This is a genomic window from Neoaquamicrobium microcysteis, from assembly GCF_008180155.1.
Taxonomy (GTDB): domain Bacteria; phylum Pseudomonadota; class Alphaproteobacteria; order Rhizobiales; family Rhizobiaceae; genus Aerobium; species Aerobium microcysteis.
In genome coordinates, this window is sequence record NZ_VSZS01000046.1 from 1 (window position 1) to 14626 (window position 14626).

Sequence of the window (14626 nt, forward strand, 5' to 3'; positions counted from 1 at the left end):
CCGGTTCCGGATTTCTGTCTCATCTTCGCTCCTTTGAAAGGCTACGATGAACCAGAAATCCTCCGTTCTCAGTTAAGCCGATTTGGTCCCATCAGTGCTGACGCCGGACAGGCTGAAGCGGGTCGTTTCATCCCTCGCTCGCCAGAACCTCTTCTGCGACTTCCAGGAAATTCTGAAGGGTGCGGTGCTGGGGTAGCCCTTTCTTGCGCCAGCTGACAAGGGTTTCAATCCGGGGGCCGGGTTGATCCAGCCTCACAACGGCGACGCCGCGGGTGGTATAGAGCCAATCGCTTTCGACATAGAGCGTAACCCCAAGACCGGCGGCAACAAGGTTGATTATGCCATCGCTGTTGAGCGATTCCTGAATGATGTTCATTTCGAAGCCATTATCGCGACAATAGCTCAGGATAAGCTGGTGGAACGCCCCCCATGTATCGTGCCGCCCCATCACAAAGTCTTCCAGCGTAAGTTCCGAAAGCGGAATCGCCCCACGTTCTGCAAGCCGGTGGGTGTCGGGGACCACGGCAACAAGGCGCTCGCTGCGGATGAGATTGCTATCCACTTCCGTATTGGCTGCAGGGCCAAGGTGAAACGCAGCATCGAGCCGCCCCTGAGCAACCTGCTTGACCATTTCCGGGGACGGGAACTGGCCCAGCCAGATTGACACCTGCGGATAAGCCGCGCGAAACCGGCGGACGATGACCGGTAAAAGCCCGTACATGGCGAAGTCGTTGTAACCAATGCGAAGTTCACCCACGACGCCTTTCTCGGCCTGCCGGGCAAGTACGACGGCATTGGCCAGGCTGGGCAGAAGGTCTTCAACGGCGTGGCGGAATATCTTGCCGGCATTGGTGATTGTCACCGTCCGGGTCGAGCGCTCGAACAGCTGCACTTCCATCATCCCCTCAAGATCCTTGATGGTGCGGGTGAGCGCCGGCTGCGCAACACGCAGCCGTTCGGCGGCTTTACGGAAATTGAGTTCGTCCGCCACCATCTGAAAGGCGCGTAGGTGCCGAATCTCTATGTTCATTGCCGCGCTGTTCCTGAGCAGACGCACCGATTCTTATTGATGCTTTAAAGTTATCAATGATTAATAAACTGATATTATCCACGAATAGGAAAGTCAAATATATAAGCCCATCGAACAAGGGAGGAGCGGATGTTCCGTATTTCATCGCTGATTGCCGGTGCTTCACTGCTGGCTTTGACTGCAACTTCGGCTTTTGCCGACAAGAATGACGATACGCTGCGCATTGGTTGGGGTGGCGACGGCGTGATGATCAATGCCGACAACTATCTGGGCGGCACGCGCACCGGCATATGGTTCACCAAAATGGTGTGGGACACGTTGATCGAGCGCGACAACGCCACCGGCGAATATAAGGGCTCGCTTGCAACCGCATGGCAGTGGGTTGACGACAAGACGCTGGAACTGAAGCTGCGTGAAGGCGTCAGCTTCCACAATGGCGCAGAATTCGGCGCTGATGATGTTGTCTTCACCTACAATACGATGTCCGCCGAAAACAGCGGCGCGCGGTTCCGCGCCATCGTCGACTGGATCGACCATGTCGAGAAGGTGGATGCCATGACCGTGCGCATCCACACTAAGGAACCCTTCCCGCAGGCGCTGGAATTTCTTTCCGGCCCGATGCCGATCTATCCGCATAAGTACTATGCGCAGGTCGGCAGCGTAGGCATGTCGAACAAGCCTGTCGGCACCGGCCCTTACAAGGTCGTGGAGATGAAGCCCGGCGAGCAGTACACGCTGGTGCGCAATGACGATTACGACTGGGGAAGCCCCAAGAGCAAAGCGAAGATCACCAATGTGATCATTCGCGAAATCCCCGATGCGCAGACGCAGGTCGCGGAACTCATGTCCGGCGGCATCGACGTGACAGCCGACATGTCACCCGATCTGGTGACGCGACTGGCCGGCGTGCCGGGCTTGGAAGCGAAGATGTCTGAGACCTTGCGCATCTTTATCATCGGTCTGGATGCAGCAAAGCGCGCCAATAATCCGGCGGTCAATGATGTGCGCGTCCGTCAGGCGCTGAACTACGCAATCGACCGCGACGGTATCGTGAAGAATCTGATGGCGGGTGCAGCCCGAACCCTCAGTACGCCGTGTCATCCGCTGCAGTTCGGCTGTTCGGAAGAGGCTGCAGTGAAATACCCCTATGATCCGGAGAAGGCGAAAGCCCTGCTCGCAGAGGCCGGCTTCGCCGACGGGCTGGACCTGACCATGTATGCCGAAGCACCTGCCAAGGAAGCCGAAGCCATTATGGGCAATCTCGCGGCTGTCGGTGTCAGGGTGAGCCTGAATCGCGTCCCGTATGAGGCCTATCGCGATGCCCAGATCAGCGGTAAGGCACCTGCCTTCCTGTTCAACTGGGGCTCCTATTCTCTGGCCGACGCTTCCGCCTCGATCAGTTTCTTTTTCAAGGGCGGCGAGGACGACTTCGCGCAGGACAAGGACGTTATCGAGTGGCTGAAGACCGGAGACTCGGTCACCGATCCGGCAAAGCGCAAGGAAGTCTACGCCAGCGCAATCGGGCGCATCACAAAAGAGGCGTACTGGATTCCGCTCTTCAGTGGTGTTCGTGGCTATGCGTGGGACGCCGATCTAGACTTCACACCTTACGCAGACGAGATCCCGCGCTTCTACGAATATAGTTGGAAGTAGTGTGAAGCCTGAGGAGTGGCTGAAGTGACCAGCTTCATCATAAAACGGCTGGCGAGTGCGGTGCTGACGATCCTTGTGGTCTCGGCGCTCACCTTCTCGCTTGCATTTCTTGCCGGCGACCCGGCCATCGCTATTGCCGGCAAGGATTCATCTGCTGCCGACATTGCGAGGGTACGCGAGTATTACGGTTTCGACCGCCCGGTCGTGATCCAGTACGGCGAATGGCTGGCCAAGGCACTGACCGGTGATTTCGGCCGCTCTTTCCACTATCAGCAATCCGTTGCTGACATGCTTGCCTCGCGCCTGCCCATCACCTTCGGGCTGGGCGTGGCGGCCATCATTTTCGCGCTGGCAATCGCTGTGCCGCTGGGCGTTGCGGCTGCGGCGAAGCCCGGCGGCCTGATCGACCGGTTCGCGCTCGGGCTGTCGGTGTTGGGACAGGCAATGCCCACCTTCTGGCTGGCGCTGCTGCTGGTGGTGCTTTTTGGCCTCACCCTGCGCTGGCTGCCGATCTCCGGCAACGCAACATGGCAGCACTTCGTGATGCCGACGATTGCGCTTGGCACCTTCGCTTTGCCAGCACTTTTGCGTATCACCCGTGCAGGAACGCTGGACGCGCTGCGCTCGGACTATGTGCGCACCGCCCGCGCCAAAGGATTGGGCGCAGGCAAGGTGCTGTTTCGCCACGCGCTACGAAATGTGATGATCCCGCTGGTGTCCATATCGGCGGTTCAACTTGGAGCGTTGCTTGCGGGCTCGATCGTCATCGAACAGATTTTCGCGCTGCAGGGTATCGGCGCACTCAGCTATGACGCGACGCTACGGGCCGACCTGCCGGTGGTGCAGGCCATCACCCTGATTGTGGCCGTTTTCTATGTGCTGCTTACGCTGGTTGCAGACATCGTCAATGCGATCCTCGATCCGCGCATCCGGGAGAGTTGGTAAATGGCGAAGCCCGTTCAGTCAAATACAGGCTCCGGCCTGCTCCGCAGGCTTGCTTCGAACGCGCCCGTTTTGATCAGCGGCAGCATTCTTCTGGCACTCGTTGTTATCGCCGTGGCAGCGCCACTGCTTGCGCCCTACGACCCCTATGCACAGGATCTGTCACGCCGCCTGCTGCCGCCCATCGGTTATGCCGGACACGATCCGGCGCATTTTCTGGGAACAGACGGTTTCGGCCGCGACTATCTTTCCAGGCTGATCTACGGCACGCGCATTTCGCTGCTGATCGGCTTTTCGGTTGTGCTGATAGCCGGCTTCATTGGTACGACAATCGGCTTGCTTGCTGGCTACTTCGGCGGCAAGGTCGATCAGGTGCTGATGTTCGTCATCAACACCCGGCTGGCAATGCCGGTGTTTCTCGCGGCAATGGCGGTCGTCGTGGTTTTCGGAGCGTCTTTGACCGCCACGGTTCTGACGCTCGGCTTTTTCCTGTGGGATCGTTTCGCAGTGGTTATCCGCAGCACCACACAACAGGTGGCCGCGCAGGATTTCGTGCTGGCGGCGCGTAGCGCGGGTTTTTCCAATACACGTATCCTGACCCGCGAAATCCTGCCGAATGTGCTGAGTTCTGTCGTGGTCATCGCCACGCTGGAAATGGGTTCCGCCATTCTGCTTGAGGCCGCGCTGTCATTCCTCGGCTTCGGCGTGCAGGAGCCGACACCCTCCTGGGGCCTCATGCTGTCTCAGGCGCGTGAGCAACTCTTCTTCGATGCCTGGCTCATCTACCTTCCGGGCCTGGCGCTGCTTTCCCTTGTGCTTGCCGTCAACATATTCGGTGACGGCCTGCGCGATCTGCTGGGGGCGAGGGACCGCACATGAACGATACCGTTCTTTCCATACAATGCCTGTCGGTAGCCCTGCCAGAAGGCGCCGACCGCAGGCTGGCGGTCGATGATGTCAGCCTGGATCTGCGCAAGGGCGAGACGGTCTGCATCGTCGGCGAATCCGGCTCGGGTAAGTCGATCACTGCCTTCTCCGTGGTGGGGCTTCTTTCACCGCAACTGGTGCCTGTGGCCGGCAAGGTTCTGTTCGGCGGCAATGATCTGCTGAAAGCTCCCGCTGCTGAAATGCGCAGGATTCGCGGCGCGCGTATCGCAATGATCTTTCAGGAGCCAATGACGGCGCTCAATCCTGTCTTGCGCTGCGGCCAGCAGATTATGGAAATGTTCGAAGCCCACGGATTGCACACGCACCGCGCGCGCAGGGCGAGGGCAATTGAACTACTGACGGAAGTCGGGCTGCCCGATCCCGCCAAGGCGTTCAGTGCTTTTCCTCATGAACTGTCCGGCGGACAGCGACAGCGCGTCATGATCGCCATGGCGCTCGCGCTCGAACCGGATGTCATCATCGCCGACGAGCCGACGACGGCTCTCGATGTGACCACGCAAGCGCAGATCCTTTCCCTGCTCAAACGGCTGCGCGAAAATCATGGCACGGCTATTCTCTTCATCACGCACGATTTCGGCGTGGTTGCCGAAATCGCCGACCGCGTGGCGGTGATGCACCGTGGCAAGGTGGTGGAAAGCGGCCCGACCGTCGATGTGCTGAACGATCCGCAGGAAGCCTATACGCGCGACCTGCTTGCCGCCGTGCCTGCCCTGACACCGCCTGCCCCTGCCGGAAAGCCGGATGCGGAGATCGTTCTATCCGGCCTGAATCTGAACAAGACCTATCGTGGCCGCAGTTTCTTCAACCGCCGCGATGTTCCCGCACTCACCGATGTCAGCTTCGACCTTTATCGTGGCGAGACGTTGGGCATCGTGGGTGAGTCCGGCTCCGGCAAATCCACCCTCGGGCGTTGCCTGATGCGCCTTGCCGACCTTGATGCGGGTGAAATCATCGTTGACGGCAAGGACCTGCACGCCCTGTCGGAACGCGCGTTCCAGCCCATGCGCAAGACGATGCAAATGGTGTTTCAGGACCCGTTCGCGTCGCTCAACCCGCAACGCACGGTTGGCCGCATTATCGCGGACGGCCCCATCGTCCATGGCAAGGCTGAGAGCCTCGCGCTTGCACAGGCCGAAGAGCTTTTGTCCTTCGTCGGCCTCGACCCTTCATCAATGAACCGCTACCCGCGCGAATTTTCCGGCGGACAGCGCCAGCGTATTGGCATTGCCCGTGCCCTTGCTCTGGAGCCGAAGATCATCATTGCCGACGAGCCGGTTTCCGCCCTTGACGTTTCGGTGCAGGCGCAGGTGCTCAAACTCCTTCGGGGACTGAAGGTGCGGCTTTCCCTGTCCATGATCTTCATAACGCATGACCTCAGGGTTGCGGCCCAGATCTGTGATCGCGTTGCTGTTATGCAGCGCGGGCGCATCATCGAAATGGGACCGACGGCTGAGATCTTTTCCAACCCGAAAAGCGAATATACGCGCGCCCTGCTGGCGGCCATTCCCGGCCAGGGCTTAGGCGCGAAACAAGCATTTGAAAGTGAATTGCCCGCATGACTGCCCCCAACGCCATAAACGCACCCCCTCGTCCCCTCATCTGGGATGCGCATGCATGTATGCCTATCCTGCCAAATCAGGATTTATCAGAGTTGGAGCGCTACCGCGCGATCGGCGCCAGCTTCGTATCCATTAATGTTGGCATGGACTTCAACCCGCTGTCACAAATCATTCGCGTCATTGCCGGTTTCCGCGATTGGCTGGGCCACAACGCAGATCGCTTTACGCTGGTGGACACGGTGGAAGACATCATGGCCGCCCATTCCAGTGGCCGCCTTGCCGTCTCCTTCGATCTCGAAGGTTCGATGATGCTTGAAGACGATCTGGCCATGATCGGCCTGTTTCGTGACCTGGGCGTACGCCAGATCCATCTTGCCTACAATCGCAACAACTCGATTGCCGGCGGCTGCCATGATGTCGACCGCGGCCTCACCCCACTTGGCCGAGAGGTGGTGCGCGAGATCAATGCCGCCGGCATGATGATGGACTGTTCCCATTCAAGCCGGCGAACCAGCCTTGAGATCATGGAGATTTCCAGCAAGCCGGTGATCTTCTCTCATGCCAATGTGCGTGCGCTGAAGGATCACCCCCGCAATGTGGATGACGAGCAGATCGATGCTTGCGCGGCAACAGATGGCGTCATCGGCCTGTCCGGCATCGGTATTTTTCTTGGCGACAATGACATCAGCGTCGAAACGCTAATGCGCCATGTCGACTATCTGGCAGAGCGTGTCGGGCCGCGCCATATCGGCTTCGGCCTCGACTTTACCTTCGAGGCGCTGACCGGCGACCTGCCCCCCGGCGAGAACACAGATCACTGGTGGCCAGCATCCCTCGGCTATGACCTTGGGCAGATGCGCTACATGGAACCTGAACGTTTTCTCGACATCGCGGAAGCGCTGGACAAGGCGGGCTACCGCCGCGACGACATCGATGCCATGCTCGGCGCTAATTTCCTGCGCGTGGCCAATGCCTCATGGTCGAGGCCGGCTGCGTGATTGCTATCGGACGAAAGCGGATATAGCCCTGAAACAGTTCAGGCGACCGACGAGATATTGTCCCAGCGGGTGGTGTAGCTGGGCATTAGTCGCCGTTCTGTCCGGCATGGCCGGGTTGATCAGGGTGCTGTCACGTTGTTTGAAGCATGGGCGCGTGGCGTTGGCGCCGCACTTTTCAGGCAAGCCGTGCACTCACGGCTTCCCACTCAGCCATGGTCTGGCGTCGATGATTTCGGAGTTGTTCGGCGGAGCGGTTGGCCTGGGATGGAACGAAGAGGTTGCGGACGGCGGAGAAGATCGACACGAAATATTGAAGCGAGCCGATCGACCGAAAACCCTGCCGGGTTCGCTCCCGCTTTCGAAACGGCAGGTGGGAATTCTCCGCCCGGTTGTTCAATCCCTTATGGGGAGCATGAAAAAGTTGGGGGTGCCGTCGGCCATGGGTTAGCGTGGCCACCATGTCTGATGATGGTGCATCTGGTGTTTACCGCCTGAAAGTGAGCCTGCGACGGATTTCGCCGATGATCTGGCGTCGGCTGCTTGTCCCGGAAGAAATGACGCTTTTCGGGCTGCACCGAACAATCCAGATCGCCTTCGGCTGGGAGGATTATCATCTCCATGCTTTCAAGCTGCACGGTCGGCGTTATGGCACGACGTGGACAGGCGAGCGCCACCGAGACGCGACAGGCAAAGAGATAGCGCTTGTCGATCTCCAACTGCGCGTGCGCCAGCGCATTTTATACGAGTATGATTTCGGCGATCTGTGGGAACACGAGATCCGAGTTGAGGACGGGCTCGAGCGAGAGGCTGGCAAGGTCTACCCGATCTGCATTGCCGGCGCGCGTGCCGGCCCGCCCGAAGATATTGGAGGCCCGAGAGGTTATGAGGTGCTCATCCATCGGCTCCGCTTCGGCGACGTCGAACGGCTATTTGGCGACGATGAAGAAGACATCGGCGAGGATGACGATGATCCACTGCGCGTCTTCGAACCTGAGCGCTTCAGCCGGCGCGAGGTGAATGCGGCTCTGAGACGCGAATTTTCCGAGACCAGCGGGGGCTGACCCTGATCGGGCGAAATGCTTCCCTCTTCAGCAGACAGGGAGGGATATGGATGCGATTTGCAATTCAACTCATGATCGACAGAGGCGATGCAGCCGGCGAGACCCAAGAGATTATCAGCTTCGAACGAACAAATGGTGCGTTGTTGATTGATGAGCTTGGCTTGTCGCTTGAAGAAGCGAAGTCGGCACTTGCTGCACTCCAGATCGCGATTACCGATGCTCAGGTGATGGATCATTCCCGACGCGGGCGGCCATGTCCGTGTTGCCATCAGCCGCGGCAACTCAAGGACAAACGCACAATCACCGTGCGCACGTGCTTCGGCAAGCTCGCCTTGCCAAGTCCGAGATATCGATGCTGCCGATGTCACGAGGGGCCCGGCGTTGTCGCCCCTGTCGTGGCCGCTTTGCCCGAACGCGTCACGCCTGATCTCCTTGCGCTTGAGGCGCGTTGGGCATCGCTAACGGCCTACGGTGTCACGGCCGCTTTGCTGGCAGACGTATTGCCGATCGACAAGGCCGTGAACGCGTCGACGATCAGAAACGACGCAATGCGTGTCGCCGAACGCCTCGAAGCCGAACTGGGAGCATAAAAAAGTTGGGGGTCGCTTCGGTCGTGCGGTAGCGTCGGGGGCATGTCTGAAGATGACGCATTCGTGGTGTACCGGCTCAAGGTGAGCTTGCGCGGTATTTCGCCGATGATCTGGCGACGGTTGCTCGTGCCGGCGCAAATGACGCTCTACGAACTGCATCGAGCGATCCAGCTCACGTTCGGCTGGGAAGACTATCACCTGCATGCGTTCAAGCTGCATGGGCGCGAGTACAGCTCGACCAGGACTGGTGAACGCCACCGCAGCCCGTCTGGCGATGAGGTCAGGCTTGCGGACCTTCAACTGCGCCTCCGGCAACGGATCGTCTACGAGTACGACTTCGGTGACATGTGGGTCCACGAGATACGGGTCGAGTCGAAGCTAGGGCGAGAGGACGGCACGACCTATCCGACCTGCATTGGCGGCGGCGGTGCAGGCCCACCCGAAGATGTGGGCGGTTCATTCGGCTACTACGCGCTGCTCGCTCGATTGGCCGACGAAGAATACGAAGACGATGGATTGTCGGCCTACGATGCCGAACGATTCAGCCGGCGTGAAGTGAATGCTGCTCTGAGGCGCGAACTGTGGATTGCCGGTCGCTGACTGCCGACGACAGGCATCGGTCAGCGTGTTTTCATCTCCTGGTGCAGAAGAGGGAGGGCGCGAATGCGGTTCGCAATTCAACTCGTTATCGACGAAGCCGACAGTCCGATCAAAACACAAGAGATCGCCAGCTTCGACCGGGTGGATGGAGAGCTTTCGATCCACGACCTTGGTCTGGCGATGACGGAAGCGAAGTCTGCGTTGGCTGCGCTTCAGGTTGTGATCGCCAATGCGCAGGTGATGAACTACTCTTCCTCGAACGCAAGGATGCGGGCGATCTCATTCAGATCGCCGACCACTGGTACGGCAACGGCCGGGGCAAGCTGCATTCGAACTTTGAGATGATGGACAATACCGGCCAGCGGCTGCGTCTGAGATTGCCGACCGCGCTGCCGACGACTTCTTGGTGAAGCGCGGCGGCGTTTCCGTCTGACGGGGAGTTAGCTCACACCCGGTCGGCATCCGGCCCGACTGTCAGTCGATAAAGCCTCGCCTTGCCGCGACCGCTGGAATTCTTCGTCCATTGTGCCGCGATGAGACCGCGCTCGTCGAGCGCGGAAAGGACCTGCTCGACCGCGCCCCTTGTCATGCCCGTCGTTTCGACGATTGTGGAAACCGTCAATGGCGCCTCCCGCGCGGCGAGATCCATCAGCAACACCATCATCCCGAACTGGCGCAGCCGCGCACCAGGTGTCTCGTCGCGCAGGCACGTCGTCATGATATTGTGCAGAGCCAGATCCAGCCTGAGCTGGAACGCCAGACGAGCCAAGGGTGCGCGCAGATCAGAGTTCATCGGATGGTTTCGAAGCCATCGCTCGCGGTACGCCCCCGCTCTGCGATGCTCATTGACCCCTTGGCGATCGGGGAGTTCGAAACCGTGGTTAGACGGCCCTGAAGCCTTTAGCTCGGTGAGCCTGTTGTATACGCCACAGGCTCCCCGACCATAAGGATCAAGGAGTGTGGTGCCGTCACGGCCGACACCAACCGCTAACCAAGGGTTTCGACGCCCTTGAGACGGTGCGTGGCCGCCTCGGGCGCATGCATACCGAAACTCAACGGATTTGTCGCGGCCGACATGCGGGAAAGACGGGCCGGCTGGATCGCAGATGCAGGATTTGCCCGATTCTCAGCTTTTGCGCATGAGCATTTCGCTCGAAGTGCCGGATATGAGTTCCTCAAGCCCAGATGGACCGGGAATGGGCCCCTACCTTCGGCGTCGGGCTGGCGGGATAGCTGAAGCCCGAGAAGGCTTTCACCCTTTGGGCGTTCATCCCTGACGCGGGTAGAGGCGCTCGGACGACGTCGCTGCTGGTGTCAGCTGAACTTGAGCCCCAGCTTCTTCCGTTTTCGAGCGGATGGCGGTGACTTCGACCGGAGCAGCCTTTTGGCCGAGGCCCGCACTCTTTGCCAGCGCAGATCGCGATTCCGAATAGGTCGGCGCGACCATCGGATAGTCGGGTGCCGGTTCGATCAGGTCGGCGGAAGCCGCCGTGGTGTCTTCCGTCACGCTCCTGTCCGTGCAGGCAATATCGCCAGGGCGTCATATCGTGGCGATATCGTTGGTACAGGAAGGGGTCGTTTGCGGGAGGGGGCGAAATCCTACGCTAAGCCAAGAACGCGCTTCCCATAGTCCCTGAGTTCGCCTTTTGGGCCGACGTAGCGATAGAGAGTGACGCGCTCGATCCCGAGTTCCTTGCACAGATCGGAAACGGAAGTATCGCGCTGTGCCATGGCCGCCTGGGCGAGACGCACCTGTGCCTTGGTCAGGGCGAATTTTCGGCCGCCTTTGCGACCGCGCGCTCTTGCGGCGGCGAGGCCAGCCATGGTCCGTTCGCGGATCAGGTCACGCTCGAACTCGGCCAGAGTGGCGAAGATACCGAACACCATGCGGCCGGATGCGGTGGTGGTGTCGATCTGGGCGCCCTTTCCGGTCAGCACCCGCAGGCCGATATTGCGATCCGACAGATCCTTCACCGTGTTGACCAGGTGAGCGAGCGATCGCCCGAGGCGGTCGAGCTTCCAGACCACCAGCACATCGCCGTCGCGCAGGGATTTCAGGCAGGCGGCCAGTCCGGGCCGATCGTCGCGGCCGCCGGAAGCTCGATCCTCATAGATATTGTCCTGTTCGACGCCGGCGGCGCGCAGGTCGTCGTGCTGCAGATCGAGGGACTGGGAGCCATCGGCTTTGGAGATGCGAGCGTATCCGATCAGCATGTTTCTTAAACGGTGGTTTGAGGGGGGGGCGCTGGCCACGAATGATTTGTTCGCTGGAAATGTATCTCAACCAGCTTCATAAACAAAGCGTCTTGAACATCATCGGATTTTGAAAAAGGAACATGGATGCCGCGTCGCGTCACTCTAACCGATCGGCAGAAGGACGCGCTGTTGCGCCTGCCGACCTCGCAGGCGGATTTGCTCAAGCACTATACGCTGAGTGATGAAGACCTTGGACACATCAGGCTGCGCCGACGCGCTCACAACAGGTTCGGCTTCGCCCTGCAATTGTGCGTCCTGCGCTATCCCGGCCGGGTGCTGGCTCCGGGCGAACTGATCCCAGCAGAGATCGTCGAATTCATCGGAGCACAGCTCGGCCTGCTTGCCGACGATCTCGTTGACTACGCCGCCCGCGAGGAAACGCGGCACGAGCATCTTTCCGAACTGCGGGCGCTCTACGGATTCCGCACCTTCTCCGGACGTGGTGCGCGCGAGCTGAAGGATTGGCTGTTTCGGGAAGCCGAGATGGCGGTGTCAAACGAAGATATCGCCCGTCGCTTCGTGGCGGAGTGCCGACGCACCCGCACGGTTCTTCCTGCAACATCGACGATCGAGCGGCTTTGCGCCACGGCCCTGGTCGATGCCGAGCGGCGGATCGAGACGAGGATCGCCAGTCGGCTGTCCGTGCCCATCCGGGAACAGTTGCTGGCATTGCTCGAGGAGACGGCCGACGATCGGGTGACCCGCTTCGTGTGGCTGCGTCAGTTCGAGCCGGGCTCGAACTCTTCGTCAGCCAACCGGCTGCTCGACCGGCTCGAATACCTGCAACGTATCGATCTCCCCGAGGAACTGCTGGCCGGTGTTCCTGCTCATCGGATGACACGCCTGCGCAGGCAAGGCGAACGGTACTATGCCGACGGCATGCGCGATCTTCCGGAAGACAGGCGGCTTGCGATTCTGGCCGTTTGCGCGTCGGAATGGCAAGCGATGCTCGCTGACGCCGTGGTCGAAACCCATGACCGGATCGTCGGCAGGCTCTACCGGGCATCGGAGCGCATTTGCCAAGCGAAAGTCGCCGACGAAGCGAACGCGGTGCGCGACACCTTAAAATCCTTCGCCGAAATCGGCGGCGCTCTGGTCGACGCACAGGATGATGGCCAGCCGCTGGGCGACGTCATCGCGAGCGGATCAGGGTGGGACGGCTTCAAGACCCTTGTTGCAATGGCAACCCGGCTGACCGCCACCATGGCGGACGATCCTCTCAATCATGTACTCGACGGTTATCATCGGTTCCGGCGGTACGCTCCGCGCATGTTGCGCCTGCTCGATCTGCGGGCTGCGCCGATCGCGCTCCCGCTTCTCGAAGCGGTGATGGCTTTGCGTACTGGCTTGAACGATGCCGCACATACCGGCTTCCTTCGGCCCAGCTCGAAATGGCATCGCCATCTTCGTGCCCAGGCGGTCGGCGACACTCGCCTCTGGGAGATAGCGGTGCTGTTCCATCTGCGCGATGCCTTCCGATCCGGAGATATTTGGTTGGCCCGATCCCGGCGCTATGGCGACCTGAAGCATGCGCTCGTTCCGGCGCAGGCTGTCGCGGAAGGCGGTCGTCTCGCCGTGCCATTGCGGCCGCAAGAATGGCTGGCGGATCGGCAAGCTCGCCTCGATATCCGGTTACGCGAACTGGGCCGCGCCGCGCGCACCGGCACGATTCCCGGCGGGTCGATCGAAAACGGCGTTCTGCATATCGAGAAGCTCGAAGCTGCCGTACCGACCGGCGCCGAAGATCTGGTGCTCGATCTCTACAAGCAGATCCCGCCCACGCGGATCACCGATCTCCTGCTGGAGGTGGATGCAGCGACCGGCTTCACCGAAGCGTTCACGCATCTGCGCACCGGAGCGCCCTGCGCCGACCGGATCGGGCTGATGAACGTCATCCTTGCGGAAGGGATCAACCTCGGCCTGCGCAAGATGGCCGACGCGACGAACACGCACACCTTCTGGGAGTTGATCCGCATTGGACGGTGGCATGTCGAGGGCGAAGCTTACGACCGGGCGCTGGCCATGGTGGTCGAGGCGCAAGCGGCGCTACCAATGGCCCGGTTCTGGGGCATGGGCGCCTCCGCTTCGAGCGATGGGCAATTCTTCGCCGCTACGGAACAAGGCGAGGCCATGAACCTGGTCAACGCGAAATACGGCAATACCCCGGGTCTGAAAGCCTATAGCCACGTCTCGGACCAATATGCGCCGTTCGCGACCCAGGTGATTCCTGCGACGGCGAGCGAAGCTCCCTACATCCTCGACGGCCTGCTCATGAACGATGCCGGCCGCCATATTCGCGAGCAGTTCGCCGATACAGGCGGCTTCACCGATCACGTCTTTGCCGCATGCGCCATTCTCGGCTACCGGTTTGCCCCTCGCATCCGGGATCTGCCGTCCAAGCGACTCTATGCGTTCAATCCATCGGCCGCGCCGGCCCACTTGCGGGCCATGATCGGCGGCAAAATCAATCAGGCCATGATCGAGCGCAACTGGCCCGATATCCTGCGCATCGCCGCCACCATTGCAGCCGGAGGCATCGCGCCTAGCCAGATTTTGCGCAAGCTCGCCTCCTATCCGCGGCAGAATGAACTGGCCACAGCTCTGCGGGAAGTAGGCCGCGTCGAGCGGACGCTGTTCATGATCGACTGGATTCTGGACGCCGATCTCCAACGCCGCGCCCAGATCGGGCTCAACAAGGGCGAGGCCCATCACGCGCTGAAACGAGCCATCAGCTTCCATCGCCGGGGTGAAATCCGCGACCGTTCCGCCGAAGGCCAGCATTACCGGATCGCCGGCATGAACCTGCTCGCCGCCATCATCATCTTCTGGAACACCATGAAGCTCGGCGAAGTCGTCGCCAACCAGAAACGCGATGGAAAGCCGCTGTCGCCCGATCTCTTGGCCCATGTCTCGCCGCTGGGATGGGAACATATCAACCTCACCGGCGAATATCGGTGGCCAAAGCCTTAGCGTAGGATTCCGCCCCCTC

Annotated in this window: 14 protein-coding genes and 1 pseudogene; 10 read left to right on the forward strand and 5 right to left on the reverse strand. The window is 60.4% G+C overall.

The annotated features are described in order from the left end of the window. Positions 1-127: 127 nt before the first annotated feature. Positions 128-1030 (reverse strand): LysR substrate-binding domain-containing protein, encoded by a 903-nt coding sequence (locus tag FY036_RS00880; protein WP_148912840.1) that lies wholly within the window; start codon positions 1028-1030, stop codon positions 128-130. A gap of 129 nt (positions 1031-1159) precedes the next feature. On the opposite strand from FY036_RS00880, the gene FY036_RS00885 reads away from it, so the two are divergent. Genes FY036_RS00885 through FY036_RS00905 form a run of 5 tightly spaced genes read left to right on the forward strand, consistent with a single transcriptional unit; the run spans position 1160 to position 7130 of the window. Further along, positions 1160-2683 carry an ABC transporter substrate-binding protein gene (locus tag FY036_RS00885; RefSeq protein ID WP_148912841.1) on the forward strand — a complete coding sequence of 508 codons (1524 nt, stop codon included), beginning with the start codon at positions 1160-1162 and terminating at the stop codon, positions 2681-2683. 24 nt (positions 2684-2707) lie between these two features. Then, positions 2708-3628 carry an ABC transporter permease gene (locus FY036_RS00890; RefSeq protein ID WP_148912842.1) on the forward strand — a complete coding sequence of 307 codons (921 nt, stop codon included), beginning with the start codon at positions 2708-2710 and terminating at the stop codon, positions 3626-3628. Further along, positions 3629-4504 carry an ABC transporter permease gene (locus FY036_RS00895; RefSeq protein ID WP_148912843.1) on the forward strand — a complete coding sequence of 292 codons (876 nt, stop codon included), beginning with the start codon at positions 3629-3631 and terminating at the stop codon, positions 4502-4504. It abuts the gene before it with no gap. Then, positions 4501-6132 (forward strand): ABC transporter ATP-binding protein, encoded by a 1632-nt coding sequence (locus tag FY036_RS00900; protein WP_148912844.1) that lies wholly within the window; start codon positions 4501-4503, stop codon positions 6130-6132. The genes FY036_RS00895 and FY036_RS00900 overlap by 4 nt, the downstream gene beginning before the upstream one ends. 59 nt (positions 6133-6191) lie before the next feature. Next, on the forward strand, positions 6192-7130 hold the full coding sequence (locus FY036_RS00905) for a dipeptidase (RefSeq protein ID WP_210247460.1): 939 nt from the start codon (positions 6192-6194) through the stop codon (positions 7128-7130). A 175-nt stretch (positions 7131-7305) separates the two neighbouring features. Here the strand turns inward: FY036_RS00905 and FY036_RS00910 are convergent. Next, positions 7306-7545: pseudogene (locus tag FY036_RS00910) on the reverse strand (DDE-type integrase/transposase/recombinase); the annotation flags it as partial. Positions 7546-7588: 43 nt separating this feature from the next. On the opposite strand from FY036_RS00910, the gene FY036_RS00915 reads away from it, so the two are divergent. The 4 genes from FY036_RS00915 (at position 7589) to FY036_RS00930 (ending at position 9726) form a co-directional block, all read left to right on the forward strand. Next, positions 7589-8191 carry a plasmid pRiA4b ORF-3 family protein gene (locus FY036_RS00915; protein WP_148912847.1) on the forward strand — a complete coding sequence of 201 codons (603 nt, stop codon included), beginning with the start codon at positions 7589-7591 and terminating at the stop codon, positions 8189-8191. 50 nt (positions 8192-8241) lie between these two features. Next, the gene (locus FY036_RS00920; protein WP_148912848.1) at positions 8242-8781 is read left to right on the forward strand and encodes a hypothetical protein; all 540 of its coding nucleotides are present in this window, start codon (positions 8242-8244) and stop codon (positions 8779-8781) included. A gap of 42 nt (positions 8782-8823) precedes the next feature. Continuing rightward, complete coding sequence (locus FY036_RS00925) at positions 8824-9381, forward strand: plasmid pRiA4b ORF-3 family protein (RefSeq protein ID WP_148912849.1); 558 nt, start codon at positions 8824-8826, stop codon at positions 9379-9381. A gap of 63 nt (positions 9382-9444) precedes the next feature. Then, on the forward strand, positions 9445-9726 hold the full coding sequence (locus tag FY036_RS00930; RefSeq protein WP_148912850.1) for a hypothetical protein: 282 nt from the start codon (positions 9445-9447) through the stop codon (positions 9724-9726). Between the two features lie 100 nt (positions 9727-9826). On the opposite strand, the gene FY036_RS24040 is transcribed toward FY036_RS00930, so the two are convergent. The 3 genes from FY036_RS24040 to FY036_RS00945 all read right to left on the reverse strand — a co-directional run bounded on the left by FY036_RS24040 (position 9827) and on the right by FY036_RS00945 (position 11595). Beyond that, the gene (locus FY036_RS24040) at positions 9827-10174 is read right to left on the reverse strand and encodes a MarR family transcriptional regulator (RefSeq protein WP_235897431.1); all 348 of its coding nucleotides are present in this window, start codon (positions 10172-10174) and stop codon (positions 9827-9829) included. Positions 10175-10648: 474 nt separating this feature from the next. Beyond that, positions 10649-10888 carry a hypothetical protein gene (locus FY036_RS24045; RefSeq protein WP_407941111.1) on the reverse strand — a complete coding sequence of 80 codons (240 nt, stop codon included), beginning with the start codon at positions 10886-10888 and terminating at the stop codon, positions 10649-10651. A gap of 92 nt (positions 10889-10980) precedes the next feature. After that, the gene (locus tag FY036_RS00945) at positions 10981-11595 is read right to left on the reverse strand and encodes a recombinase family protein (RefSeq protein ID WP_113946499.1); all 615 of its coding nucleotides are present in this window, start codon (positions 11593-11595) and stop codon (positions 10981-10983) included. Between the two features lie 126 nt (positions 11596-11721). On the opposite strand from FY036_RS00945, the gene FY036_RS00950 reads away from it, so the two are divergent. Next, positions 11722-14607, forward strand: coding sequence for a Tn3 family transposase (locus FY036_RS00950; protein WP_113946498.1), 2886 nt, complete (start codon positions 11722-11724; stop codon positions 14605-14607). Positions 14608-14626 lie beyond the last annotated feature (19 nt).

Bases quoted from the DNA above. Each gene is read 5' to 3' on its own strand.
- FY036_RS00880 (WP_148912840.1), bottom strand. From the start codon at position 1,030: ATGAACATAGAGATTCGGCACCTACGCGCCTTTCAGATGGTGGCGGAC.
- FY036_RS00885 (WP_148912841.1), top strand. From the start codon at position 1,160: ATGTTCCGTATTTCATCGCTGATTGCCGGTGCTTCACTGCTGGCTTTG.
- FY036_RS00895 (WP_148912843.1), top strand. From the start codon at position 3,629: ATGGCGAAGCCCGTTCAGTCAAATACAGGCTCCGGCCTGCTCCGCAGG.
- FY036_RS00900 (WP_148912844.1), top strand. From the start codon at position 4,501: ATGAACGATACCGTTCTTTCCATACAATGCCTGTCGGTAGCCCTGCCA.
- FY036_RS00905 (WP_210247460.1), top strand. From the start codon at position 6,192: ATGCCTATCCTGCCAAATCAGGATTTATCAGAGTTGGAGCGCTACCGC.
- FY036_RS00915 (WP_148912847.1), top strand. From the start codon at position 7,589: ATGTCTGATGATGGTGCATCTGGTGTTTACCGCCTGAAAGTGAGCCTG.
- FY036_RS00920 (WP_148912848.1), top strand. From the start codon at position 8,242: ATGCGATTTGCAATTCAACTCATGATCGACAGAGGCGATGCAGCCGGC.
- FY036_RS00925 (WP_148912849.1), top strand. From the start codon at position 8,824: ATGTCTGAAGATGACGCATTCGTGGTGTACCGGCTCAAGGTGAGCTTG.
- FY036_RS00930 (WP_148912850.1), top strand. From the start codon at position 9,445: ATGCGGTTCGCAATTCAACTCGTTATCGACGAAGCCGACAGTCCGATC.
- FY036_RS24040 (WP_235897431.1), bottom strand. From the start codon at position 10,174: ATGAACTCTGATCTGCGCGCACCCTTGGCTCGTCTGGCGTTCCAGCTC.
- FY036_RS00945 (WP_113946499.1), bottom strand. From the start codon at position 11,595: ATGCTGATCGGATACGCTCGCATCTCCAAAGCCGATGGCTCCCAGTCC.
- FY036_RS00950 (WP_113946498.1), top strand. From the start codon at position 11,722: ATGCCGCGTCGCGTCACTCTAACCGATCGGCAGAAGGACGCGCTGTTG.